Annotated in this window: 22 protein-coding genes and 1 tRNA gene; 12 read left to right on the top strand and 11 right to left on the bottom strand. The window is 37.2% G+C overall.

Annotated elements, in window-relative coordinates; all coding sequences use genetic code 11:
- Window positions 1-171: 171 nt before the first annotated feature.
- Window positions 172-609, bottom strand: a complete 438-nt coding sequence (locus tag JM83_RS04350; protein ID WP_144959721.1) for a retropepsin-like aspartic protease — start codon at window positions 607-609, stop codon at window positions 172-174.
- Between the two features lie 51 nt (window positions 610-660).
- Here JM83_RS04350 and JM83_RS04345 point away from each other — a divergent pair, with 51 nt between their 5' ends.
- The 9 genes from JM83_RS04345 (at window position 661) to JM83_RS04305 (ending at window position 7,050) form a co-directional block, all read left to right on the top strand.
- Entirely contained in the window at window positions 661-1,428 is a 768-nt protein-coding gene (locus JM83_RS04345; RefSeq protein ID WP_144959719.1) for a TatD family hydrolase, read from the top strand.
- 55 nt (window positions 1,429-1,483) lie between these two features.
- Window positions 1,484-2,626: a 1-acyl-sn-glycerol-3-phosphate acyltransferase gene (locus JM83_RS04340; RefSeq protein ID WP_144959717.1), complete on the top strand. Its 1,143-nt coding sequence runs from the start codon at window positions 1,484-1,486 to the stop codon at window positions 2,624-2,626.
- Window positions 2,610-3,638, top strand: coding sequence for an asparaginase (locus JM83_RS04335; protein WP_144959715.1), 1,029 nt, complete (start codon window positions 2,610-2,612; stop codon window positions 3,636-3,638). Before JM83_RS04340 ends, JM83_RS04335 begins: the two co-directional genes overlap by 17 nt.
- A gap of 73 nt (window positions 3,639-3,711) precedes the next feature.
- Window positions 3,712-3,799: transfer RNA gene (locus JM83_RS04330), tRNA-Ser, on the top strand.
- A 71-nt stretch (window positions 3,800-3,870) separates the two neighbouring features.
- The gene (locus JM83_RS04325) at window positions 3,871-4,665 is read left to right on the top strand and encodes a MotA/TolQ/ExbB proton channel family protein (protein WP_144959713.1); all 795 of its coding nucleotides are present in this window, start codon (window positions 3,871-3,873) and stop codon (window positions 4,663-4,665) included.
- Between the two features lie 13 nt (window positions 4,666-4,678).
- A complete protein-coding gene (locus JM83_RS04320) occupies window positions 4,679-5,116 on the top strand; it encodes a hypothetical protein (RefSeq protein WP_144959711.1) in 438 nt (145 codons plus the stop codon).
- 3 nt (window positions 5,117-5,119) lie between these two features.
- Complete coding sequence (locus tag JM83_RS04315; protein ID WP_144959709.1) at window positions 5,120-5,731, top strand: ExbD/TolR family protein; 612 nt, start codon at window positions 5,120-5,122, stop codon at window positions 5,729-5,731.
- Window positions 5,732-5,761: 30 nt separating this feature from the next.
- Window positions 5,762-6,238: an ExbD/TolR family protein gene (locus JM83_RS04310; protein WP_144959706.1), complete on the top strand. Its 477-nt coding sequence runs from the start codon at window positions 5,762-5,764 to the stop codon at window positions 6,236-6,238.
- 107 nt (window positions 6,239-6,345) lie between these two features.
- Window positions 6,346-7,050 carry a porin family protein gene (locus tag JM83_RS04305; RefSeq protein ID WP_144959705.1) on the top strand — a complete coding sequence of 235 codons (705 nt, stop codon included), beginning with the start codon at window positions 6,346-6,348 and terminating at the stop codon, window positions 7,048-7,050.
- Here the strand turns inward: JM83_RS04305 and JM83_RS04300 are convergent.
- The 8 genes from JM83_RS04300 to pyrH all read right to left on the bottom strand — a co-directional run bounded on the left by JM83_RS04300 (window position 7,045) and on the right by pyrH (window position 18,876).
- A complete protein-coding gene (locus JM83_RS04300) occupies window positions 7,045-7,650 on the bottom strand; it encodes a hypothetical protein (protein WP_144959703.1) in 606 nt (201 codons plus the stop codon). The genes JM83_RS04305 and JM83_RS04300 overlap by 6 nt on opposite strands.
- Window positions 7,650-9,113, bottom strand: coding sequence for an RNA polymerase factor sigma-54 (gene rpoN / locus JM83_RS04295; protein ID WP_144959701.1), 1,464 nt, complete (start codon window positions 9,111-9,113; stop codon window positions 7,650-7,652). The genes JM83_RS04300 and rpoN overlap by 1 nt, the downstream gene beginning before the upstream one ends.
- Before the next feature lie 107 nt (window positions 9,114-9,220).
- A complete protein-coding gene (locus JM83_RS04290) occupies window positions 9,221-10,075 on the bottom strand; it encodes an RluA family pseudouridine synthase (protein WP_144959699.1) in 855 nt (284 codons plus the stop codon).
- 752 nt (window positions 10,076-10,827) lie between these two features.
- Window positions 10,828-12,270 carry an asparagine--tRNA ligase gene (asnS, locus tag JM83_RS04285; protein ID WP_144959697.1) on the bottom strand — a complete coding sequence of 481 codons (1,443 nt, stop codon included), beginning with the start codon at window positions 12,268-12,270 and terminating at the stop codon, window positions 10,828-10,830.
- A gap of 67 nt (window positions 12,271-12,337) precedes the next feature.
- Entirely contained in the window at window positions 12,338-14,752 is a 2,415-nt protein-coding gene (locus tag JM83_RS04280) for an efflux RND transporter permease subunit (RefSeq protein WP_144959695.1), read from the bottom strand.
- A gap of 123 nt (window positions 14,753-14,875) precedes the next feature.
- Window positions 14,876-17,344 (bottom strand): DUF5686 family protein, encoded by a 2,469-nt coding sequence (locus tag JM83_RS04275; protein WP_144959693.1) that lies wholly within the window; start codon window positions 17,342-17,344, stop codon window positions 14,876-14,878.
- A 128-nt stretch (window positions 17,345-17,472) separates the two neighbouring features.
- Window positions 17,473-18,027 carry a ribosome recycling factor gene (frr, locus tag JM83_RS04270; RefSeq protein WP_144959691.1) on the bottom strand — a complete coding sequence of 185 codons (555 nt, stop codon included), beginning with the start codon at window positions 18,025-18,027 and terminating at the stop codon, window positions 17,473-17,475.
- Between the two features lie 132 nt (window positions 18,028-18,159).
- Complete coding sequence (gene pyrH / locus JM83_RS04265) at window positions 18,160-18,876, bottom strand: UMP kinase (protein WP_144959689.1); 717 nt, start codon at window positions 18,874-18,876, stop codon at window positions 18,160-18,162.
- Window positions 18,877-19,104: 228 nt separating this feature from the next.
- Between pyrH and JM83_RS04260 the strand changes: the two genes are divergently transcribed.
- Window positions 19,105-19,791 (top strand): zinc metallopeptidase, encoded by a 687-nt coding sequence (locus JM83_RS04260; protein ID WP_144959687.1) that lies wholly within the window; start codon window positions 19,105-19,107, stop codon window positions 19,789-19,791.
- 291 nt (window positions 19,792-20,082) lie between these two features.
- On the opposite strand, the gene JM83_RS04255 is transcribed toward JM83_RS04260, so the two are convergent.
- Window positions 20,083-20,553, bottom strand: coding sequence for an Lrp/AsnC ligand binding domain-containing protein (locus JM83_RS04255; protein ID WP_121344581.1), 471 nt, complete (start codon window positions 20,551-20,553; stop codon window positions 20,083-20,085).
- 47 nt (window positions 20,554-20,600) lie between these two features.
- Window positions 20,601-21,974 (bottom strand): saccharopine dehydrogenase family protein, encoded by a 1,374-nt coding sequence (locus JM83_RS04250; RefSeq protein WP_144959685.1) that lies wholly within the window; start codon window positions 21,972-21,974, stop codon window positions 20,601-20,603.
- 75 nt (window positions 21,975-22,049) lie between these two features.
- Between JM83_RS04250 and JM83_RS04245 the strand changes: the two genes are divergently transcribed.
- Both JM83_RS04245 and pckA read left to right on the top strand, forming a co-directional pair.
- Window positions 22,050-22,439 (top strand): DUF423 domain-containing protein, encoded by a 390-nt coding sequence (locus JM83_RS04245; RefSeq protein WP_144959683.1) that lies wholly within the window; start codon window positions 22,050-22,052, stop codon window positions 22,437-22,439.
- Between the two features lie 78 nt (window positions 22,440-22,517).
- A complete protein-coding gene (gene pckA / locus JM83_RS04240; protein WP_144959681.1) occupies window positions 22,518-24,116 on the top strand; it encodes a phosphoenolpyruvate carboxykinase (ATP) in 1,599 nt (532 codons plus the stop codon).
- Window positions 24,117-24,466: the final 350 nt, after the last annotated feature.

The raw sequence follows: 24,466 nt of genomic DNA, 5'->3' as shown, positions 1-24,466 counted from the left end.
AGTGTAAGGATATTTAAGAGGAGCACTGCAATAACCGCAATGGTCAAAAATAAAACACCTATACTCGAAGCCGATTTTTTATTATCTAAAATTTTCATAACCTTTACCTTATAATCCAAATATAAAAGGAAAAACAAGATGATTTAATGGGGGTTTTTCCCCATTTTCAAGTTATTTTAAATAAAGCGCTTTATTTTTATAATCTATTATTGCTTTTCCTTTTTTTAGGATATCTGCACCAAGTATACCATGTACTTTTTCGGCTTTATGGTTTACAAGAGCTTCATTTACATGGGTTAGGTCAAATAACACCAGATCTAATTTTTTGGTTTTCCAGCCTTCAATTTCTATACGGTTCTTAGAGGCTATTTGGGTTAGCATATTGGTGGCGCCAGCTCCCGCGGCCCTAATCTTGCTTTCTTCACCCAATAATTTAAAATGAGCTGCCGCGTCAAAACCAACACAGGTACTGGACGCGCCTGTATCCAGAATAAAATTGCCCTCAATTTCATTTATTTTTGCGACCAGCTCAAAATGATTGGTTTCGGTATATTTTAATTTGATGCGATGATAACCTTTATTGTCAAGCAGTTTTCTAAGGGACGACATTCTTTATCTTTTCGCAAAGATAGGTCTTCAAAATAAATTATTTTTGCCTTTATGATGTTAACCGATACCCACACGCATTTATATAGCAAGGAGTTTGATGCCGATAGAAAAGAAGTTATCGAAAAGGCTATCAAAAAAGGAATCAGTCGCTTTTTTATTCCGGCTATAGATTCTTCGCATACCATAGCCATGTATGAGCTGGAAGCTCAATTTCCCGAGAATGTTTTTTTGATGATGGGCTTGCACCCAACATCGGTAAAAAGTAATTTTGAAGAGGAACTGCAATTTATAGAGGAGCAATTTAACAAAAGGGATTTTTACGCCGTTGGTGAAATTGGGATAGATCTTTATTGGGACAAAACCTTGCTTAAGGAGCAGCAAACAGCCTTTAAGCACCAAATCCAATTGGCCAAATCCAAGAACCTGCCAATAGTTATACATTGCAGGGATGCATTCGATGAGGTTTTTGAAGTGTTGGAGTCTGAGAAGGACGATCATCTTTTCGGGATTTTTCACTGTTTTACGGGAAATAAGGAGCAGGCTTTAAAGGCACTTTCTTATAATATGAAACTGGGGATTGGTGGTGTGGTTACGTTTAAAAATGGAGGTTTGGATAAATTTTTAGCTGAAATTCCTATGGAACATATAGTTTTGGAGACCGATGCTCCTTATTTGGCCCCTGCACCATTTAGGGGAAAAAGAAATGAAAGTGCCCACATAGAGATAATCGCCCAGAAAGTTGCAACCCTTTACGGACTCTGTTTAGAGGAGGTTGCTGCTATCACCACCAAAAACTCCAAAGATATATTTGGTGTGTAATGTGGGGAATTAACATATTATTTTGTTCATTTGTGAAGCTAACCAAAAAATGTACGTGGCAAACTTCGAAGAAATAAGGTTTTATAATGATAATGAGGTGCAACCGGCTTTAAACAAGTACGCGAATCACCCAATGATCAAGACGTTGCTTCAATTTACTTTCCCGGAGAAATCATTCGATGAGATTAAACAAATATTAAACGATTGCCATTCGATCTACGATTTTCAAGGAAAAGTTATTTATAATTCCGTAAAAAAGGTATTGGAAAAAAGTTCTGAAGGCCTTTCTTATAGCGGTTTTGAAAAACTTAAAAAAGATGAATCCTATATGTTTATTTCCAATCATAGGGATATCATATTGGATACCAGTCTTATAAATTGTGCATTATATGAGCAGGATTTGGTGATGACGGCTTCGGCAATTGGGGATAATCTAGTTCAAAAACCATTTTTGTTGCTGTTATCCAGGCTAAATAGGAATTTTTTGGTGCAACGCGGACTTACTCCCAGGGAAATGCTTCGCAGTTCTCAAAACCTTTCAGAATATATTCGGCATTTATTGCTGGAAGAGAAGAGATCTGTTTGGATGGCACAGCGAGAAGGGCGAACCAAGGATGGTAATGATGTTACACAACAAGGAGTCCTCAAAATGCTGGCTATGGCCAAGGGAGACATGAGTATTTCTGAATATTTTTCAAAAATCAAAATTGTTCCAGTTTCTATTTCTTATGAGTTCGATCCTACAGATGTTCTTAAAATGCCAGAGTTGATGGCCAAGAGAAAAGAGGAAGTTTATAAAAAGTCTGCTCACGAGGATTTTAATTCTATTCTCAAAGGTGCACTAGGAAATAAGGGGAGAATACATATCACCGCTGGAGACATGCTCGATGAGAACTGGTTTGAGGAATTAGAGAAGACAGAGCATTCCGTGAACGATCAATTACAAGCTATTGCTGGCGCTATTGATTCTAAGATCTATAAAAACTACAAACTTTGGCCTGCAAATTATATTGCCTGCGACTTGTTGAACAATTCTGAAACACACGCTGGTCGGTATACCGATAAGGAAAAAAGGCAGTTTGAAAGGAGATTAACCCGAAGGGTGGATTTTAAAAATGCCCTGGAAGTAAATAGTTACCTTCTAATGTATGCCAACCCAGTGATAAACCATGAAGTTTTAAATGAAAACAAAATCTAATATTTTATTGATCTATACCGGGGGAACCATTGGTATGATCAAAGATTTTGAAACCGGGGCCTTAAAGGCCTTTAATTTTAGTGACTTACTTCAAAACATTCCTGAGCTTAAACTTTTGGAACATTCCATAGATACTGTAAGTTTTAAGAAACCAATAGATTCTTCTAACATGAACCCGGTAAACTGGCTTCAGATTGCAGAGATCATTGAAGAAAAATACGAAGAGTATGATGGGTTCGTGGTGTTGCACGGTAGTGATACCATGTCGTACACTGCTTCGGCCTTAAGTTTTATGTTCGAGAACCTTACAAAACCCATCATTTTTACGGGTTCACAATTGCCAATTGGAGATCTTAGGACCGATGCAAAGGAAAATCTAATCACCAGTATTCAAATTGCCGGTTTACAAAAACAAGGGCGGCCCGTAATTTCTGAAGTTTGCCTTTATTTTGAATATAAATTGTACAGGGGCAATAGAACCACAAAAATAAATGCAGAGCATTTTCAGGCATTTGCATCTTCAAATTATCCTCCACTTGCAGAGTCTGGGGTATATTTATCGGTAAATCATTCAGCTCTTTGGGTTACAAACAGAAGAAAAAAGATAAAACTGCATAAAGAATTTAACTCGGAAGTGCTTATTTTGAAAATGTTTCCAGGAATAACCGAAAGCACTGTCGCACATATTTTGGCCAAGAAAAATCTTCGGGGGGTGGTGTTGGAAACATTCGGAAGCGGAAATGCACCCACAGACGCTTGGTTTATTAATTTATTAAGAAAGCATATTTCTGATGGTTTAATGGTCGTTAATGTGACCCAATGTGTTGCGGGCAGTGTGGCTATGGGTAATTACGAGACAAGTACGCAATTAAAAAAAATAGGGGTAGTGTCTGGGAAAGACATTACAACAGAAGCTGCAATCGCAAAATTAATGTACCTTTTGGGTAAAGAATTATCACCTAAAGTATTCAAAACCATTTTTGAGACTTCCCTGCGTGGTGAAATGTTATAAATATTAACGATTCTTATTTTGATGGTAATCTTTTTTTTTTGTTACTTGGCGCACTAATTAAAATAAGCTATTTAGAGAGGTGGCCGAGTGGTCGAAGGCGCACGCCTGGAAAGTGTGTATACGCCACAAGCGTATCGAGGGTTCGAATCCCTTCCTCTCTGCAATTTATTTTTATTAAATATTTATTTTTATATCTTTAACCTTTTAACTAATTAATTTAAGACAAACAGTAATGAAAAGATTATTTTCAACTTTGGTAATCGCTTCGATTATGTTATTTGGAGCCGCACAAGCTAATGCGACAATTAATGTAAACATCTTACCTGATAACATCCAGACGATTGTTCAGGATGACGAAGCAGGCCTCGACACACAAGAGGAAGATTTAGGTTTTCATCAAAAACTTAAAAAACGTTTTATAGAAGGTGGTGCCGGATTTATGGGGATCGTTCTTTTATGTTTAATTCTAGGTTTGGCCATTGCCATCGAGAGAATTATCTTTTTAAACTTATCTACAACAAACACTAAGAAATTAGCTCAGGATGTTGAAGATGCATTAAACAATGGTGGGGTAGAAGCTGCTAAAGAAGTTTGTAGAAATACAAGTGGGCCGGTTGCCTCTATATATTACCAAGGTTTGGATCGTGCAGACGAAAGTATTGAAGCTGCTGAAAAAGCGGTTGTTGCTTACGGTGGTGTGCAAATGGGACAACTAGAGAAGAATGTTTCTTGGGTATCTTTATTTATCGCCTTGGCTCCTATGTTAGGATTCATGGGTACGGTAATTGGGATGATCCAAGCATTCGATAAAATTGAAGCAGCAGGGGATATGCAACCTTCATTGGTAGCAGGTGGTATTAAAGTAGCACTTCTTACAACTGTATTTGGTTTGATCGTAGCGATTATTCTTCAAATTTTTTATAATTACATCATCGCTAAGATCGATAGTATTGTAAATGATATGGAAGATGCGTCTATCTTATTGATCGATATGTTAGTTGATTACAAAAACAAAAAAAGAATCTAAGAAATAATAAATCATGACCATACACAAAGTTTTAAAATATTTAGCACTTGTTATTGGTGTAATAGGTCTTATCCTTGTGGGTAGAATTATTATAGCTGGTGATGATGCTATTGTGGCCTCAGCTGCCGAACAGCAAAGTTTACTTGATCCTATGATGTGGGTTGCCTATTTTGTACTGGCTGTTTGTATATTAATAGTAGGTTTCTTCGTGATTAAGGGATTGTTCTCCGGAAACGTGAAGAACACACTAATTTCAGTAGGAGCATTTGTACTTGTTATAGTTATAGCATACGTTTTAACCGATGGTAATGAAGTTCAACTCAAAGATGGTGATACTTTATCTGCCAGTGCAGACCATTGGGTTGGTACCGGATTAGTGGTATTCTATATTCTAACAGCAATAGCGGTTGGAGCTATGGTACTTTCCGGAATAAGAAAATTAATAAAATAAATTATGGCTAAAAGATCAGCACCAGAAATAAATGCCGGCTCTATGGCCGATATAGCATTCTTGCTATTGATTTTTTTCCTGGTAACCACAACAATGGAGAACGATAGGGGAATCAGCCGTAAATTGCCCCCTATTCAAGATGAGAACGTTGAGCCGCCAGTTATTAAGCAAAAAAACATCTTTACTGTAATTGTTAACAGAAACAATGATTTATTGGTAGAAGATCAAGTTATGCAACTTAGCGAACTACGTAAGGCTGCCATGGATTTTCTGGATAACGGTGGAGGAGCTGGTGAAGATGGATGTAGTTACTGTAAAGGAGCTAGAGATCCACAATCATCAGATAACCCAAAGAAAGCTATTATCTCATTGGTAAATGATCGTCAAACTGAATACAGAACTTATATTTCTGTGCAAAACGAACTGGTTGCAGCTTATAATGAATTGAGAAACAGGGAATCACAGAGATTGTTCGGTATGGATTATACTGAGATGGAAGCTAGATACAATGATCCTAATTATAGAGGTAATAAGGATAAAATGGAAAAGCAGATAGATCAAGTAAAGGAAATGTATCCTCAGTTGTTATCTGAAGCAGAGCCAAAAAGCTCTTAGATTAGTATAAAATTTTAATTCAATCTAATTATGTCTAAATTTAAAAAGAAAAAGAGTGGTGAATTACCAGCGGTAAACACGGCTTCATTGCCAGATATCGTTTTTATGTTGCTTTTCTTTTTTATGGTGGCTACGGTAATGCGTCAAAATACTTTGATGATTGAAAATAAGTTACCCTTTGCAGACCAAGTAGAAAAGTTGGATAGAAAGGAATTGGTAATGTATATTTATGCAGGAAAACCAAGCCCTAGATACCAACAGAAGTTTGGTAGTGAAGCTCGAATTCAGTTAAACGATAAGTTTGCAGATATCAAAGATATCCAGAATTTTATCTACGCAGAAAGAGAGACTAAACGTGAAGAATTGATTCCTTATTTAACAACTGCCTTAAAAGTGGATGTTGAAACCAATATGGGATTGGTGTCTGATATTAAACAAGAATTAAGAAAAGCAGAAGCACTTAAAATAAACTACACTACCCGAATTGGGGAAGTAGCTAAGAATTAGTAACACTGTTACATTACTGTTAATAAAACGTCCCATCTGGATTTACCAGATGGGATGTTTTTTTTATATTTAACTTTCTGAATATTATGGGAACCAACGTTTTGAAAATGAAAAGACTTTTATTTTTTGCTTTTGCCCTTTTTGCTTTGGGACCTTCATTTTCACAAACAGCAGTAGGGGATACCCTTCTTAAACCAATTGACAGCCTTTATAGGGAGGATCAACTTTATGTGGGACTTACGTTCCACCTATTAACAGATCTACCGGAAACAGTTGCACAATCTGGATTTTCAGGAGGACTTCATCTTGGTTTTATTCGGGATTTTCCTATAAACAAACGTCGGAATATTGCTATAGGTGCGGGACTGGGTTGGTCCTTAAATTCGTATGGACAGGAATTGTTTATTGGCGAGGATGAAAATAATAATACTATTTTCAGAAATTTAAGCGATCCTGAGGTAGATTATGATACCAATAGGTTTTCTACACAACTCTTGGAATTGCCTTTAGAGTTTAGGTGGCGTACTTCTACACCTCAATCTTATAAGTTCTGGAGGATTTATACTGGTTTTAAACTTGGATATGTTTATTATTTTAAATCTAATTTTAGGCAAGGTTCCAATCAGGTAATTCAAACAGATGTACCAGAATTGGAAAGGTTGCGATTAGGCACCACTTTTACATTTGGTTATAATACCTTTAATTTTCATGTGTACTATAGCTTAAATCCTTTCTTTAAGGATGCTCAACTAAACAACACTCCCGTGGGGATATCTACCTTTAAATTGGGATTGATGTTCTATATTCTATAACCAGTAGTTAAGCACGATTAATTGCGGCAAAAAGCCTATAAAAAATCCTAGAAATAACTCTAGCCAGGTGTGGGCCTTATAATGCAATCTTGATGTTGCAGTTAGCCCTAGGGCTGCTATTAAAAAGGCTATGGTATAAATTAGGTTTAGCCTATAATAAATACTTAACGCTAGCACGAACATTAAAATCCCGGAAAGGCCTAGCATATGCAAACTTATTTTCAGTTTGAGCCATGCTAGAAAGAGGGCAGTGATTATGGAAAACAAAATGCCCACAAAAAAGTAATACAAGGCGGGATAATTATAGATGTTTAGGATCTGGTAGAGGTTAAGACCAATAAGCAAACTATAAAAAAATAACGGCCAACGGCGTTGGTTTACATCTTTTAGAAATATTGAATCTGCCTTGCCTAAATTTTTCAGAAGAAAATAAAAGACCACAGGAATAAACAGGGTGGTAATGGCTATAGCCAGCAATTTAGCTTGAATCAATGGCAAGGGAAAGAATCGTGGGGTAACCAGAAAATAAAATAGACTACCGGCAAAAGGCATCCATAAAGGATGGAAAATATAAGAAGCACTTTTAATCAAGAACTTCATTAAATCTCTTTTCTCATTCTTGCCACCGGGATATCCAGTTGTTCTCTATATTTTGCAACTGTCCTTCTAGCTATGGGATATCCTTTTTCCAATAACAATTTAGCAAGTTTATCATCGGTTAACGGCTTGCGCTTATCCTCTTCCTCAATGGATATTTCCAAGATCTTTTTAATCTCCCTGGTAGAAACCTCTTCTCCTTGATCGTTCGTCATAGATTCAGAAAAGAATTCCTTGATCAATTTAGTCCCGTACGGGGTATCTACATACTTGCTGTTTGCAACACGGGATACCGTGGAAACATCCATTCCAATCTCATCGGCAATGTCCTTTAGGATCATTGGGCGCAAATTACGCTCATCCCCACTCAAAAAGTATTCTTTTTGATAATTCATTATGGAGCTCATCGTAACCATTAGAGTCTGCTGTCGCTGCTTAATAGCGTCTATAAACCACTTGGCAGAGTCCAGTTTTTGTTTTATAAACATAACCGCATCTTTTTGCGACTTTGTTTTTTCTTTAGACTCTTTATAGCCTTTAAGCATATTGCTATAATCATTCGAAATATGCATTTCTGGAGCATTCCTTCCGTTCAAGGTTAATTCCAACTCTCCATCAACAATTTTAATGGCAAAATCTGGAATTACATGTTCCACCATTCTTAAGTTTCCTGCAAAAGCCCCCCCTGGTTTCGGGTTTAAATGCTCAATGACATCTATGGCATCTCTAAGTTCATCTTCAGAAATATCATGTTTCGCAAGTAATTTGGTATAATGTTTTTTACTGAAGTGGTCAAAAGATTTTTCCAGAAGGTCTGTAGCAAGTGAAACCTCTTTAGTTGCTTCCTTGCGCTTCAACTGTATTAACAAGCACTCCTGAAGCGAACGAGCACCAACTCCTGCGGGATCTAATTCCTGAACCTTTTTCAGAACCTTTTCAACCGATTCTTCATCGGTATAAACATTCTGTGTAAAAGCAAGATCATCTACAATATCCTGTAAGGTCCTTCTTATATATCCACTTTCGTCTACACTGCCCACGAGAAAATCGGCGATTTCCTGTTGAATTTCTGTTAACCTAAATGTGCTTAATTGTGTTTTTAAATGTTGTGCGAAAGAAGTGCCGGAGGCATAAGGCACATGTTTGTCTTCATCATCTGCACTATAGTTATTTGCCTGAAGCCTGTAATTAGGAATTTCATCGTCACTTAGATAATCATCTACATTAATATCGGCATCTATAGTGTCATTATCATAATCGTCATTATCATATTCATCGTTAGAAAATTCATCATCAAACTCGGCATCCAAATCTTCTTTCCCATCTTCCAACGCAGGATTTTCTTCCAGTTCCTGTTTTATACGCTGCTCGAAAGCCTGCGTGGGTAACTGGATAAGCTTCATCAACTGGATTTGTTGAGGAGAGAGCTTTTGGGATAATTTAAAATTTAATTGCTGCTTTAGCATAGGTAATAAATTGCACTTTCTACAAAAATAAGCAAAAAGCATGCTATTGCAGCTTTGGCATCGAAATTGCTTTCGTAAATTTTTGTTAAGAAAGGCTTGTTTATGAGCTAACTAATTGCCCTGCTGAATTTTGAAGGGATTTCTACTTTTAATTTTAGAAGAGTTTTATCTATTGGATGCCGGAGTTCCAAACCTATTGCCGCAAGGTAAAGTCCTTTTTTACTGAATGGATCCTCGCCAGAACCATATAGTTTATCCCCTACAATGGGAAAGCCAGAAGAAGAGAGATGTCTTCTTATTTGATGGGTTCTGCCTGTTTTTGGAGCGACTTCCAAAACTGAATAAATGCCCTCCTTATATTGAAAGGATCTTAGTGTTCTATAAGTTGTTGATGCCTCTTTATCTTCTATTTTAGTTTGAATCGAAGCCTTTAATGGAGTTTCGCCGGTAACTAAAGCTATATACGTTTTTTGGATCTTTTTCTCCTCGAAATCTTGATGTAATTGTAGTTGCGCCGTTTTTGTTTTTGCAATGATCAATAGGCCACTTGTGGGATTGTCCAATCTATGAACCGGAACTGGGTTTGGCAATGCATCTGGTTGCGATGAGGGTTTTAGGTTAAAGTGGAGCGCGTGTTCTATTGTTTTAAAATAATTTCCGCTTGTGGGGTATCCGGCAGGTTTATTAATCACGGCTAAATAATCATCTTCAAAAACCACTTCCAGTTTTAATTGAAAGACTTTTAATTGCTTTTCTTCTTTCTGAATATAATCTATTTGCTGATGTTCCTCAATCCAATCTGAAGTTTGAGCAATTTTGCCGTTTAGAAGTATTTGCTCCTTTTTAATCGCCTTTTTAAGTCCGCTTTTGGAAGGAAGCATTTTAAAAATTCCAACTGCGTATTCCTGCAACCGTATTTTTGTAGCAACTGCAGGAACCATATGCGATTCGATGATTTTCATTTTGAGCATCTATAAATATTCTCAACATCTAAAAAAATGTCACCAGAGTATCCCGATCCTTCGACTACACTGCCATGACGTATTTTATTTGCGTAATATAGACTCTGAAACAATTCCGATAGCTATCGGCACAGGGGTGACGATGCTCGCTTGGAATTTGAGCGTCATGCTGAACTCGTTTCAGCATCTATATTTCATTAGAAAATCGAAAATTACGTCAATTCTCCTAGGCTAGATATTTTTTTGTCACGGGTCTACCATTGACGTATTTTTAAAGATACGTAAAACACTCCCTTTGGTCGATAAAGACTTACGTAATCTTTATCATTGTTCATTTTTTTGCTTGTCCAAAAAAACGAACCAAAAAAAGGACACTTTTTTGTAGGTGTTTCCAATTATGCTACCGCATAATTAGAACCGTACTTCCCCAGCTAAATTTTCTCCAAGGCTTCAAAAATTTTTACGCTGGGGAAGCACTACACTTGCAAAAAAGGGGTTCTTAAGAAAAATAAACTTGCAAGGAATCACAATATGTCAATTTCCTACGCTAGGTAAATTTTTTTATCACGGGTCTCAGGGTGACGATGCTGATCCTGAATTTGCACGTCATGCTGAACTCGTTTCAGCATCTTATAAGGTATTTTAATAAATACGTCAATTTCTTAGGCTAAATAAATAATTTATCACTGCTCTTAAGGACAAAAGTATGTAATTGGGATCCATTTGAATAAGCAATTTTCAATTATGGAAATTTAAAATTCTGCGTTTTGAGGTGTTCTTGGAAAAGGGATCACATCTCTAATGTTGGTCATTCCGGTTACAAAAAGTACCAACCTTTCGAAACCAAGTCCGAAGCCACTATGCACACAAGTCCCGAATTTACGGGTATCTAAGTACCACCAAAGTTCTTTTTCATCGATACCCAATGCCTTCATTTTCTCTTTAAGAACATCCAAGCGCTCCTCTCTTTGGGAGCCTCCTACAATTTCTCCAATTCCTGGAAATAAAATATCCATTGCTCTTACGGTTTTGCCATCTTCATTAAGGCGCATGTAAAAAGCCTTGATATCAGCAGGATAGTCAAAAAGGATCACCGGGCATTTAAAGTGTTTTTCAACTAAAAAGCGCTCATGCTCACTTTGAAGGTCTGCTCCCCATTCTTCGATTGGGTATTGGAACTTTTTCTTTTTGTTGGGCTTGGAATTTTTTAAGATATCTATAGCTTCCGTATAACTTACCCTTTTGAAATTATTTTCAGTCACAAATTTCAATTTCTCTAGTAAATCCAATTCGCTACGTTCTGCAGCTGGTTTCGTTTTTTCGTCATCTTTCAACCTGTTTTCAAGAAATTCCAGATCATCTTTACAGTTCTCCAATACATAAGAAACCACATATTTTATAAAATCTTCTGCCAGGTCCATATTTCCATCCAGGTCGCAAAAAGCCACTTCTGGCTCTATCATCCAAAATTCTGCTAAGTGTCTTGAAGTGTTTGAGTTTTCAGCTCTAAAAGTTGGCCCAAAAGTATACACCTGTCCAAGTCCCATCGCGTAGGTTTCAGCTTCTAACTGACCAGAAACGGTAAGGTTTGTTTCTTTTCCGAAGAAATCTTCTTTATAATTTATATTTCCTTTTTCATCTCTTGCGGGATTGTTCAAATCCATTCCTGTTACCTTGAACATTTCTCCAGCCCCTTCGGCATCGCTACCGGTAATAATGGGAGTGTTCACATAATGGAAGTTATTCTGCTGAAAATAACTATGAACAGCAAAAGACAGCTTGCTACGTACGCGCATTACTGCTCCAAAGGTATTGGTGCGAATCCTTAAATGTGCTTGCTCCCTTAATTTTTCAAGGCTATGTTTTTTTGGGGACAAGATGGTTAATTTTACCTCTTCTGGATTGGCATCTCCTAGTATTTCTATGGAAGTAACTTCCACTTCCACACTTTGCTGACTCCCCAGACTTTCTTTTAAAGTTCCCTTGATCTTTAAAGCAGCTCCTACGGTGATTCGTTTTAAAATATCTTCAGCAGTGTTTTCAAAATCTATAACACATTGGATGTTGTTGATGGTAGAACCATCGTTTAGCGCTATAAACCTATTGCTTCTGTAAGATCGTACCCAACCTTTTACTTCAACTTCCTGTAAGAATTTATCGCTGTTCAATAAATCAGCAATTTTTGCTTTTATCATTTTTCTTATATTATTTTAGGGATTCAAAGATAAATTTTCCTTGCTAGCTTAACAAGGACCCTATTTTCTAATTTTGGTTATTTTGATCTTCATCTAAAAGATCATCATCCTCGTTCACAATAATCTGCATAGCTGGCTCTTTTAAGATCTCTTTATTGGCTATCCTCTTTTCCAAGGAAAGCAATAAAGACGGGAGCAACAATAAGTTGGCCAACATGGCAAAAAGAAGGGTTGCCGAAACCAATCCTCCCAATGCTACGGTACCTCCAAAACTACTGATCATGAACACTGAAAACCCGAAGAACAAAACTATGGAAGTATAGAACATACTTACGGTAGTTTCTCTTAATGCGCCATAAACAGAGCGCTTGATCTTCCAGTTGTTCGCTTTTAGTTCCTGCCTATATTTCGCCAGAAAATGTATGGTGTCGTCTACAGAGATTCCAAAGGCAATACTAAATACCAAAATCGTGGATGGTTTAATAGGAACCCCTAAAAAGCCCATCATTCCTGCGGTTACAATTAACGGCAATAAGTTTGGAATTAGCGAGATGAGGATCATTCTAAACGATCTGAACATCCACGCCATCAATAAAGCGATCAACAAGATGGCAAATGAAAGGGAGATAACAAGGTTTTTCACCAGATAGGTAGTCCCTTTCTGAAAAATCAGCGCTTTCCCGGTAATGGAAATATCGAACCTGTCTGGAGGGAATATTTTATTGATCTGTGGCCATAAACCTGCTTCAATTCGTTCCATTTCTTCGGTACCAATATCTTTCATGAAAGTGGTCATTCTAGCATATTGCCCTGTTGTATCCACATAGGCATTCAGCAAGTTGCCTTCAGAAGCGATTCCTTTTAAATAGGGAGCAATAAAGTTTTGCTCCTGAGAAGTAGGCAATTGGTAATACTTTGGATTTCCATTATAATAAGCTTGTTTGGAATATTTGGCGAGTCGTACTAGGGAAAGAGGAGATGAAAGCTCTGGAACCTCAATAATGGTGTTCTCCAAATTTTCCATTTTCTTTAGGGTGGAAAGTTTTAGGGCACCTTTAGGCCTTTTAGTATCAATTAAAATCTCCAATGGCATTACCCCATTGAATTCCTCTTCGAAAAACTCAATATCCTTAAAGAAATCTGCTTGCTGTGGCATATCTTCCAACAAACTTCCAGAGATCTTAATAGTATACATACCTATGATGCTTACTACTAATAATGCAATGGAACCTATATAGATTGCAATCCTATGGTCTCTTACCATGCGCTCCACCCAATCCACAAATCCGCCAATCCATCTTTTGTTGAGATGCTTTAGGTGCTTGTCCTTTGGCAATGGCATATAGCTATAAATAATCGGGATGATCACTAAGCTCAAAATAAAAATCGCAATGATGTTAATGGAGGCAACAGTACCAAATTCCTTTAATAACTTACTATCTGTAAGGATAAAAGTTGCAAATCCAGATGCCGTAGTTAGGTTGGTAAGTAAGGTTGCATTCCCAACTTTGGCGATAACACGTTGTAGGGATTTCGCCTGATTCCCATGGTTTTTTATTTCCTGCTGATATTTATTGATCAGGAAAATACAATTGGGGACCCCAATTACAATAATAAGAGGAGGGATTAGGGCGGTAAGCACCGTGATCTCGTAATGCAATAGCCCAATTACCCCAAAAGCCCACATTACTCCAATAAGTACGGTGATCATGGAGATTAAAGTAGCTCTAAAGGATCTGAAGAAAAAGAAGAAGATCAAAGAAGTTACCAACAATGCTCCCCCAATAAACAAGCCTATCTCATCTATAATATTTTGTGAGTTCAAGGTCCTTATGTACGGCATCCCAGACACGTAAACATTGATGTCATTGTCTTCTTCGAATTGCTTGATAAGCGGTCCCAACTCGTCTATCACAAAAATCTTTCGTTCTTTAGAGTTAACTATCTCTTCTTTAAGGTAAAGGGCCGTTTGTACGGTATTGGTATTGTTGCTATAAACCAGATTATCGTAGAAAGGCAGTTTATTGAAAATCTCATCTTTATATTCAGCAACCTGCGTACTGTCCCATTTCCCTTTTTTGAGGAATGGCACCATTTCAAACCTATTGGGATTATTGAATTTTTGTAACTTCTTTAAGTTGTCTAGGGAAATTACATTCTCTACTTGGGGATAAGTTTGTAATTTTTCTGAAAGTTTGTTCCATGCTATAAATTTTTCAGGAGTGAAAAGGGTGGGGTCATTTACGGCTAACACTATTAAATTCCCTTCCTCCCCGAATTTGTCCAGAAAATTATTGTAGGTGATATTAATCTCATGATCGTCTGGCAAGAGGTTTGCTTCGGTATAAGAAAATCGCATATTTTGCCATTGGGAGGCAAGAAATATGGTAATACCAATAATTATGGCAATAATAATAATTCTATTCCGAAGGATCACTCGTGCAATGGAATTCCAAAACCCAAAACTGAAAATTTTTGACATGCCTGTTTTTTAAGCGCTGGCAAAGTTAAGAAAAGCCGTGGTATTAATCCCTCAATGAGAGTTTAATTCCCTGAGGCTTGCCCCAAGGTTCCTGATTTAATTTTAAGTAAAGCAATCTGCTTTCTAAATTTTAAGCTTCAATGTAAATTTAAAAGAAAAATTTTCTTTGAAAGTAGGTAGGTGATAAGCTCCATATCTATAAGCAAAACTAAGTCCGAAACCACCAAGCAACTTGTTGAGTTCCAAGCCAGCTTCAGAAAAACCGTGTTTTAGGGAATTGAATTCGATGTTCTGATGTGCTTCAATATCATCGAAACTTCCAATTACAAATCTATTTAAAATCGCAAGTTCAGGTTTGTATGAGTCTGTAATTCTTATTGGTCTAAACTGATGTCTTACGTGCAAAGCCACTTGGCGATCACTAAAGAATTCATTGAAATACATCGTTTCAAAACTGATCTTTCCTGCTATGGAAAATCTATCGAAGATTTCTGTTTTATTGGGATTGTTTGGGAACGAGTGAAATGCATGTGTTAGTGGAATAGCACCGAAGGCATAATTTCCCTCCAATGTAAATTGGGTATTGGATAGGTCCAGTCTGTTTATTTGATATTCAGCCTTTAATCCTATTTTAGTGAAATCGAAGTCCCCACCCAGAATATTAGAAAAACTTTTTGATATTTGCCCGGTAAATTGCGGATACCCTTTATTGATTATTTGGTTGCTTTCCGGAGTGTTCAAAAAGGTACTAAATGGGCGGTATAAAAACCCAACAGTGGCTTCTGCAATTGTATAATCTGTATAAAGGATGTTGTTGTCTACAAAGCCATAATTTCCTATTTGGGAAATATCGCTTCTGTTGATCACCCATTCCGTTTCCAATTTTGGAGTAAATCTATGGGTTAGCCCCGCTTGAAGTTCCCGATATTTATAGTAAAAACTAATATTTACGAATCGGGGTTCCAAAATCGAAAAATCATTGATGCCTTTTAGGTATTTATAGCTTCCAACTTCCCGAATGTCATCGCTATATTTTATATCCAGCCAAGTATCCGTGCGTTTTCTCAATAATGTTCCTGCTCCCAAACCATATTTGAATTCCGCATCTTTAAAACCATAAACAAGATAGCCGTGTAATCTAATTTTTTCAGAAAAACCGGCATTGGTGGTTCCTCCGGCTCCTATTCGAATCCCCTCGTAATTATTGAATTTAAAAAATTTACTAATATCAAAATCCCACATTCCCGCAGGTAAATGACCATTGGAAATGGCCTTTTTCACCCTGATCTTTTGCTCGATATTCCTAGTCTTAATAATACTATCTACTTTTTGAGAAGTAAGCTCATCTGCTATGGTAAATGGAATTTGGCGATTGGCTTCCCAGTAATTAACAGGCTTTTCGTTTGCATCTTTTAATACATTGATAGTAGCCGCATATTTAGGGAAGGAAACTTCCTCGTTGAACCGAAGCTCGTAGTTAACAGTAGTGGATTCCAAAAAAAGCCCCGATTCTATTTCTCCGGACCCAATGACAGTGTTTAAAATGGATTTTTTACGTTGGACTGTTCCTAAAGAAATACTTCCCCCAAAAACCGAGATGTCTTTTCCGCCAGTACCAGGTTTCAACGTGATTGTTTGATTGCTTGGGAACCACAAGTCTTGGGCTTTATAATAATCGTAATTATGGTTTACCACCAATTCTACTGCTCCCATAAGTTGCGCGGTTGCTTTCTGAATGGCATAGCTCGTTGTGTCTAAATATAAAACACCTTCCAATCCAGCAACCTTCTTTTGCCTTTTTGGTTTAAAGTAGATCATATAGGAAGGCCTGCCTGCTATACTTGTGGTGTCCAATATTTTATAAGAATAATTATTGAATGCCCCATTTGCCAAAGGTCCTGCATAATCTGTATCAAATAATTGATAGTTGCTCTTGTAAAGAGAAAGAGGCTCGGCCTTTAAAGACAGTACATCGTAAACAGGCTTGTTAAAACCTGCAGTTTTAATACCTTCTACTAATTCTTTTCTCTTATTTGGTTTCGCAAACAGATGGGTTGCTGTTTTTTCTGAAAGATAGGCACGACCTTGGTTGATGATGGTCCTGATCTCTATATTTGAAGAATCAGTTTGAGTACTGATTCCTGAAGCTTCATTGTCTATAATGAATTTGTTGTAGCTTTTATAAGTAAAACTATTCAACGCTTTTTCCGGGTCGTTTTTAGCTTTTCTCTCGATTGCCTTACGAATAATTTTATCTACAGGACTTTCTTCAGAATATAACATTACTGCCGAAAGGTTTTCTGCAAATGGCTGCAATTTTATAATGTAGAAACCTGAAAATTTTGTGACCGGGATCTTTTTGCTGGAAAAACCAATATAAGAAACGGTTATGATAGAATCTTTGGTGCTTAATTGTAAACTGAAGCTTCCGTCTATATTGGTAAGGGCCTGTGTTTTTTCTGAGCCCTTTACAGTAGCATAGGCTAAAGGCTCCCCATTTTTAGCATTTATTATTTGGCCATTAAACGTATTTTGACCGATAATGCTAGAACATGAAATAATAAATAAAGCTAGGGTAAGTAGTTTTTGCATACATTCATTAATTCCTCCAAGTAAAAGACTTAAAAAAAAAATCGGCTTTAAAATAGTTATAATACTTTGGTTGAACCAAATATAATATTCTAAAGCCGATTAGGATATGTTTTAAAAGAATCTTAGGTTTAGATGGTCATGATTTCTTTTTCTTTAACCTCTAAAATAGCATCTACTTTTTTAATATGGGTATCTGTTAAGGTCTGAATATTTTCTTCCGCAATTTTAGACTCATCTTCAGAGATCTCCAATTTCTTGATATCGTTATTGGCGACTTTTCTGTCGTTTCTAATCCCAATCTTAGCTTCCTCTGCTTCAGCTTTTGCTTGTTTTACCAGTTCTTTACGTCGCTCTTCAGTTAAAGGAGGAACGCTAATTATTACACTTTCCCCATTGTTCATAGGATTAAAACCAAGATTGGCATACATGATCCCTTTTTCGATGTTTGGGATGGTATTCTTTTCATATGGCTGTATGGTAAGTGTTCTGGCATCCGGTGTGTTGATGTTTGCAACTTGTGCCAAAGGAGTCATACTACCATAATATTCTACCATTACACTCCCAAGCATAGATGGGGTTGCTTTCCCGGCACGAATATTAAGCAATTGTTTTTCCAAATGCTTAAGTGCATTGTGCATGTTCTCTTCTGTACTTTCCAGAATAAAATTTAAATCTTCGTTCATATTGTTAAAACTTTAATCCCTCAGTGAGGGGTTAATTCCTTAAGGTTTGTCTCGATTTTTAAAATTAGTGTTCAAACTTTATGCCTTGAATCCTTGGCAACGGTACCTTCCTAAAAAGTTTGATTATTTCATTCAATCTTCTTGTAAATTTACTTTAGTTCCAATATTTTCGCCGGTCACTACTTTTAACAGGTTCCCTTTATTGTTCATATCGAACACAATGATTGGCAGTTCATTCTCCTGGCTAAGGGTAAATGCTGTGGTGTCCATCACTTTTAAGCCTTTACGAATTACATCATCGAAAGATATAAAATCGAATTTTGTAGCCTTCTTATCTTTTTCAGGATCTGCGGTATAAATACCATCTACTCGTGTTCCCTTCAAAATCACATCTGCATGGATTTCGATTGCTCTAAGAACTGCAGCAGAATCTGTGGTAAAATATGGATTTCCTGTCCCTCCCCCAAAAATAACAACACGCCCTTTTTCCAGGTGACGAATTGCTCTTCGTCTAATAAAAGGTTCTGCTACTTCGTTTATTTGGATGGCAGATTGCAAACGTGTTTGTATTCCCGCATCTTCCAACGATCCTTGAAGCGCTAGCCCATTAATTACAGTGGCAAGCATCCCCATGTGGTCTCCTTGTACTCTGTCCATTCCTTTGCTTGCACCGGCCACACCTCTAAAAATATTTCCACCTCCTATAACAATAGCAACCTCCACACCTTTTTCTATGACCGTTTTTATTTCTTGTGCATATTCGGCCAAACGATCAGGATCTATCCCGTATTGTCTGTCGCCCATTAATGCTTCGCCCGATAATTTAAGAAGAATTCTTTTGTATTGCATAAACTGTTTATAGATGAATGCTGCAAATATAGACAATATCTTAAATTGAAAGGAATCTCTAGCGTCCTATTGTAAGTATGCTTTAATATTTAGGATAATTTTAAGTGTGTGTGCTTGCTGAAGCCTATAACAAAAGGTTTTTTGCCAATTTGGATGCAGAACTGACACAGATAAAAATGGCTGGGTTTTTGTTATATTTGAAATGTAAAAACATCAAATAAAAAAGAAATGATTGGATACTATATAATTGCCGGGCTCATATTTATTGTGAGTTTATATGTAAGCAATAAATTAAAAAGCAAATTCAAAAAATACTCTAAAGTTCATCTCCAAAATGGAATGAGTGGGAAAGAGATTGCTGAAAAAATGCTTTATGATAATGGGATAACCGATGTGAAAGTAATTTCAACACCTGGAATGTTATCGGACCATTACAACCCACAGAAGAAAACGGTGAATTTAAGCGAAGGTGTTTATACGCAACGAAACGCCGCTGCTGCTGCCGTCGCAGCACATGAATGTGGACATGCTGTACAACACGCACAGGCATATAGTTGGCTGGGAATGCGCAGCCAGCTTGTACCCGTAGTAAGCGTAGCGTCTAAACTTTCTACATGGGTGATCCTGGGAGGTCTGGTTTTAATGGGGACCACAGCATTGGGAAGTACCGTGTTGTTAGTTGGGATCATCCTTTTTGGGATGGGAACTTTGTTTAGTTTTGTAACTTTGCCTGTGGAATATGATGCAAGTAAGAGGGCTTTGGTATGGTTGGAAAGTGAAAATATGCTTACTGCAGCAGAACATGATGCAGCAGAAGATTCTTTAAAGTGGGCAGCGAGAACCTATGTGGTAGCAGCTATTGGATCTTTGGCAACCTTGCTTTATTTCGTGAGTATTTACTTGGGCAGGGATTAAGGTTTTTCGTCATGCTGAACTTGTTTCAGCATCTCTTTAAATTCGTTTTATATTCTTGCTCAAGTGCAGGATAAGGTTTAAATATTTTAATATAAAAGAGGCCTTGTAAATTACAACGCCGCTTTTATTTAATTTAGGGGGTATTTCTATTTTCTACCGACATTCTATCAAATGTCCCATCGAGCGGAGTCGAGATGTTTTTTAAGGCCTATCGACTTTAGTTTATCCTGAGCGATATTCGAAGGGCTCAGGGAGACAAATTCATTTTTTATGTATTCCTAAAGATAGGAACTACACTTTTATCTGCCTTTTTATTTGCTGATCCAGGGAAATAAAGGTTTCTGTCCTTGAGACTCCATCAATAGCCTGTATATTCTTGTTGAGAACATTCATAAGGTGCTCATTGTCCCTACAGAGGATCTTTAAAAAGATAGACCAGTTTCCTGTTGTATAGTGGCATTCCAATACTTCGGGAATCTCACTCAGCCTTTTTACAGCTTGAGGATTGCTCACGGCCTTGTCCAAATAAACACCCACAAAGGCCAAAGTTTTATAGCCTAAAACCCGTGGGTTGATCATGAGTTTTGAGCCTTCTATTAATCCGGCTTTTTCTAGTTTTCTCAATCTTTGATGGATGGCAGCACCACTTATACCAATACTTCTGGCAATTTCCAGTATAGGCTTTCGCGCATCTTCCATGAGATAGTTAAGGATGGTCTTGTCTATACCATCAATGGTAACCTGGTCATCTACATATTTCATTTGGTTAGGTTGTTAAGTTTGGGGCTTAAAATTTACTGCTATTTTAATCAATTCCCAACTCCTCCAAACGGATTATAGCCTAAATATGTTGTTTCCTTTTCTTTAAAGGCAATTCCATGAGATTCCAACTCCTCTAATATAGGGGTGTACACTTCTTTGGTAATTGGTATTTGAACCCCTGGAGTGGTTATTTTTTTATTCAAAATTGCCAAGGTTGCTATTGCAACTGGCAAGCCTACTGTTTTAGCCATAGCAGTATGTGTTTGATCGTCCCCAATTAACACCATGGTAGAATCTATCTGCTTTTTCTCTCCATTAATTTCATATCCAAATTTATGGTACATCACGATCATGTCTTTGTCATCTTCTGCAAGTGTCCATTTATCTGATAATATTTTTTGAAGCGCTTGGGCCGGAGTAGCATTTTCTAATCCTATTTTTTTGTCTTTGTTGAAAAGGTCTAATTCTACCAATTTCTCCCACATAATATCATCTTGGTCTATTTTCAAGTTATGCCTTAGTTTTAGCTCCACGCTATCTGTTGTAGAATAGGGTAAAAATGAATTGATAAAGTCCCTGTAGCTCATATTCGTAGTGTCCTGCATGGTATAAGTATCATCTGTTAGACCTAGCTGAACAAACATGTTCCAAGCCTTGCTAAACCCAACCCGTCTTATAGTTCCCCTATAAAGTGTGAGAATATCTTCCAAGCCATAAATGCTTCGGTAGTCCAAAGAGTTCCTGTTGGCATATCCTTCAAATTTTCCATGACCTTCCACTTCCAAGAATTCTGTTCTTCGGAACAAACGATGGTACGGGATATATTTGTATTTTCCTTCTTGGATAAATTCAGCTACGCCACCTTGGCCAGCTACCACAACATTTCTTGGGTTCCAAGTGAATTTATAGTTCCAAAGGTTGGTATCACTTTCCGGAGCTACCAATCCGCCGGTAAAAGATTCAAAAAGGATCATTTTCCCGCCTTTATCGCGAATGCTGTCTATTACCTTCATGGCACTCATATGATCTATCCCAGGATCCACCCCAATCTCGTTCATAAAGACCAAGCCGTTTTCTTTCACTTTTTGATCCAGTGCTTTCATCTCCTTGCTTACATAAGAAGCGGTAACCAATGATTTTTTGTATTTAATACAATCTTTGGCTGCCTCTATATGAAATCTTGCTGGCAACATGGAAATTACGATATCGGCATCCTTAATTGCCGATTCCCGACTTTCTTTATTGAAAACATTCAATACAATAGCTTTGCATCTTTCGTGATTCTGGCTGAGTTTTTTTGCGTGCTCTATATCCAGGTCCCCGATGGTAAGGAACAAGTTTTCTGTTTCAGATTTATTAAGCAAGTAGGAAATTAATACCGAAGTGGATTTGCCGGCACCAATTATTAATATTTGTCGCATATTGAATTTTCTTAATTAGTTTTGTAAACTTAAGGGACGAAAGTACTTAAATGTTTAGACTAATAAAACTATAGCATGGAGAGAAAATATTATATTGCCGGGTTTGTTTTTGGGCTTTTGGGAATAGTAATTGGCGCCTTTGGAGCTCACGGACTAAAACCATTATTATCACCAGACTCCTTTATTTCGTTGGAAACAGGAATAAAATACCAGATCTATCATTCTTTTTTATTGCTGATTTTGGGGCTACTAATATCCTCTGGACAGAAACTTTCAACCGGGATCTTTTACTTGCTGATTTTTGGAGTGATTTTGTTTAGCGGATCTATTTATTTATTGGCTACAAATGCCTTGACCAGCATGGATTTTAAAGTAATCGCCTTGGCTACGCCTTTGGGCGGCAGTTTGTTAATTATAGCCTGGGCATGGCTCTTGGTTCATTTTATAAAGTTAAAAAAGAAATAAATTAGTGGTTTTTTTCTAGCTAACAGTTTAAGTTTATTTACTTTTGTATGCCTAAACAAACACACAACCTAAACTTTTATGTTGGCAAACAAGCAAATTACGAAATCGTTATCGTTAGACAAATACGGAATTATTAACGCTACTGCTCACTATCAACTATCTCCAGAAAAATTACATCAGATAACTTTGGACAATAACCAAGGAGTTGAGGCATCGAGTGGCGCTTTAGCTGTGAACACAGGAGAATTTACCGGGAGATCCCCTAAAGACCGCTTTTTGGTAAAGGATGAAGAGACCAAGGAGAAAGTTTGGTGGGGAGATATCAATATTCCCTTTGACGCTGATAAATTTGACAAGTTGTACGACAAGGTAGTAGATTACCTTTCTGAAAAGGAAATTTATGTACGGGACTCTTATATATGTGCAGATGATAACTACCGTTTAAATATTCGTGTAATAAACGAATATCCCTGGTCCAATTTATTTGCATACAATATGTTTTTAAGACCAGAAGAAGCTGAGCTGGAAAATTTTAAGGAAGACTGGATCGTAGTGAATGCGCCTGGTTTTAAAGCCGATCCGGAAGTGGATGGAACGCGCCAAGGAAATTTTTCTATTTTAAATTTCACAAAGAAAATCGCATTGATAGGTGGTAGTGGATATACTGGGGAAATCAAAAAAGGAATTTTTTCAGCATTGAATTTTATTCTTCCTGTACACAAGAACACCCTTCCCATGCATTGTTCTGCAAATATAGGTGAAGATGGAGATACCGCTGTTTTCTTCGGACTTTCAGGGACGGGAAAAACAACCTTGTCTGCAGATCCAAAGCGCAAGCTTATTGGAGACGATGAGCACGGATGGACCAAAGAAAACACTATTTTCAATTTTGAAGGTGGATGTTACGCAAAAGTGATCAACCTTTCAGAAGAAAATGAACCGGATATATTTCATGCCATTAAGCCCGGAGCGATCTTGGAAAATGTGATCTTTAATGAAGATGGCAGTGTAGATTTTGGAAATACGTCTATTACCCCTAACACTCGTGTGAGTTATCCTTTAAATCATATTAAAAATATAGCAAAACCTTCTATAGGAAAAAATCCCAAGAACATATTTTTCTTAACTGCCGATGCCTTTGGGGTATTGCCTCCAATAAGCAAACTTACTCCTGCCCAAGCGGCATATCACTTTATGAGTGGATATACTGCGAAAGTGGCAGGAACCGAGGCTGGGGTAGATGAGCCACAACCAAACTTTTCTGCATGTTTTGGCGCACCTTTTATGCCGTTGCACCCAGCAGAATATGCCGAGATGTTAAGCACGAAAATGAAAGAAGCTGATGTAAATGTATGGTTGGTAAACACTGGTTGGACCGGTGGAGCTTACGGTACAGGGAACAGGATGAAGTTAAAATATACCAGGGCAATGATCGAAGCTGCTTTGGACGGTAAATTGGCAGATGTGGAATTTACTCGACATCCCATATTTGGCCTTCATATGCCGTTGGAATGCGAAAATGTTCCCAGTGAAGTATTGAATCCTAGACAAACTTGGAGCGATAAGGATGCTTACGATGCCAAGGCAATGGAACTTGCCAATTCGTTTAAAACGAACTTTAAGAAATATGAAGACAACTCCAATAAGGAAATCCTTTCTGGAGGGCCTATTGTGTAGTCAATATTTATCGGGTTTTATTTATTTTTAGATATAATATATCCGTAAAGTATAATAAAACAATAAATAACGTCTTTCTGAACTTGTTTCAGAATCTTATAGCACTAATAATCAATATAGTAAATTGAGAACCTGAGATAAATTACCATTGACGTAATTAATAAGTTACTGATTTATAGCTAATTATAGCATCTAATTCCTTGGCCATTTTTAATGCGCTTTTTGTTCTCATTGCGGTAATTCCAAGAATTTGCAAAACACTCCCTTTGGTCTATAAAGCTTTGATTAATTTTAATGATTGTTCATTTTTTTGTTTGTCGAAAAAAACGGAACCAAAAAAAGGACACTTT

It is taken from the genome of Gillisia sp. Hel_I_86 (genome assembly GCF_007827275.1).
In the GTDB taxonomy this organism is placed as follows: Bacteria; Bacteroidota; Bacteroidia; order Flavobacteriales; family Flavobacteriaceae; genus Gillisia.
This window is presented reverse-complemented; position numbering and strand designations above follow the sequence as displayed.

Excerpts from the sequence above, each read along its gene's own strand:
- JM83_RS04350 (WP_144959721.1), bottom strand. The coding sequence starts at position 609 with ATGTCGTCCCTTAGAAAACTGCTTGACAATAAAGGTTATCATCGCATC.
- JM83_RS04345 (WP_144959719.1), top strand. The coding sequence starts at position 661 with ATGATGTTAACCGATACCCACACGCATTTATATAGCAAGGAGTTTGAT.
- JM83_RS04335 (WP_144959715.1), top strand. The coding sequence starts at position 2,610 with ATGAAAACAAAATCTAATATTTTATTGATCTATACCGGGGGAACCATT.
- JM83_RS04325 (WP_144959713.1), top strand. The coding sequence starts at position 3,871 with ATGAAAAGATTATTTTCAACTTTGGTAATCGCTTCGATTATGTTATTT.
- JM83_RS04320 (WP_144959711.1), top strand. The coding sequence starts at position 4,679 with ATGACCATACACAAAGTTTTAAAATATTTAGCACTTGTTATTGGTGTA.
- JM83_RS04315 (WP_144959709.1), top strand. The coding sequence starts at position 5,120 with ATGGCTAAAAGATCAGCACCAGAAATAAATGCCGGCTCTATGGCCGAT.
- JM83_RS04310 (WP_144959706.1), top strand. The coding sequence starts at position 5,762 with ATGTCTAAATTTAAAAAGAAAAAGAGTGGTGAATTACCAGCGGTAAAC.
- JM83_RS04305 (WP_144959705.1), top strand. The coding sequence starts at position 6,346 with ATGAAAAGACTTTTATTTTTTGCTTTTGCCCTTTTTGCTTTGGGACCT.
- JM83_RS04300 (WP_144959703.1), bottom strand. The coding sequence starts at position 7,650 with ATGAAGTTCTTGATTAAAAGTGCTTCTTATATTTTCCATCCTTTATGG.
- rpoN (WP_144959701.1), bottom strand. The coding sequence starts at position 9,113 with ATGCTAAAGCAGCAATTAAATTTTAAATTATCCCAAAAGCTCTCTCCT.
- JM83_RS04290 (WP_144959699.1), bottom strand. The coding sequence starts at position 10,075 with ATGAAAATCATCGAATCGCATATGGTTCCTGCAGTTGCTACAAAAATA.
- asnS (WP_144959697.1), bottom strand. The coding sequence starts at position 12,270 with ATGATAAAAGCAAAAATTGCTGATTTATTGAACAGCGATAAATTCTTA.
- JM83_RS04280 (WP_144959695.1), bottom strand. The coding sequence starts at position 14,752 with ATGTCAAAAATTTTCAGTTTTGGGTTTTGGAATTCCATTGCACGAGTG.
- JM83_RS04275 (WP_144959693.1), bottom strand. The coding sequence starts at position 17,344 with ATGCAAAAACTACTTACCCTAGCTTTATTTATTATTTCATGTTCTAGC.
- frr (WP_144959691.1), bottom strand. The coding sequence starts at position 18,027 with ATGAACGAAGATTTAAATTTTATTCTGGAAAGTACAGAAGAGAACATG.
- pyrH (WP_144959689.1), bottom strand. The coding sequence starts at position 18,876 with ATGCAATACAAAAGAATTCTTCTTAAATTATCGGGCGAAGCATTAATG.
- JM83_RS04260 (WP_144959687.1), top strand. The coding sequence starts at position 19,105 with ATGATTGGATACTATATAATTGCCGGGCTCATATTTATTGTGAGTTTA.
- JM83_RS04255 (WP_121344581.1), bottom strand. The coding sequence starts at position 20,553 with ATGAAATATGTAGATGACCAGGTTACCATTGATGGTATAGACAAGACC.
- JM83_RS04250 (WP_144959685.1), bottom strand. The coding sequence starts at position 21,974 with ATGCGACAAATATTAATAATTGGTGCCGGCAAATCCACTTCGGTATTA.
- JM83_RS04245 (WP_144959683.1), top strand. The coding sequence starts at position 22,050 with ATGGAGAGAAAATATTATATTGCCGGGTTTGTTTTTGGGCTTTTGGGA.
- pckA (WP_144959681.1), top strand. The coding sequence starts at position 22,518 with ATGTTGGCAAACAAGCAAATTACGAAATCGTTATCGTTAGACAAATAC.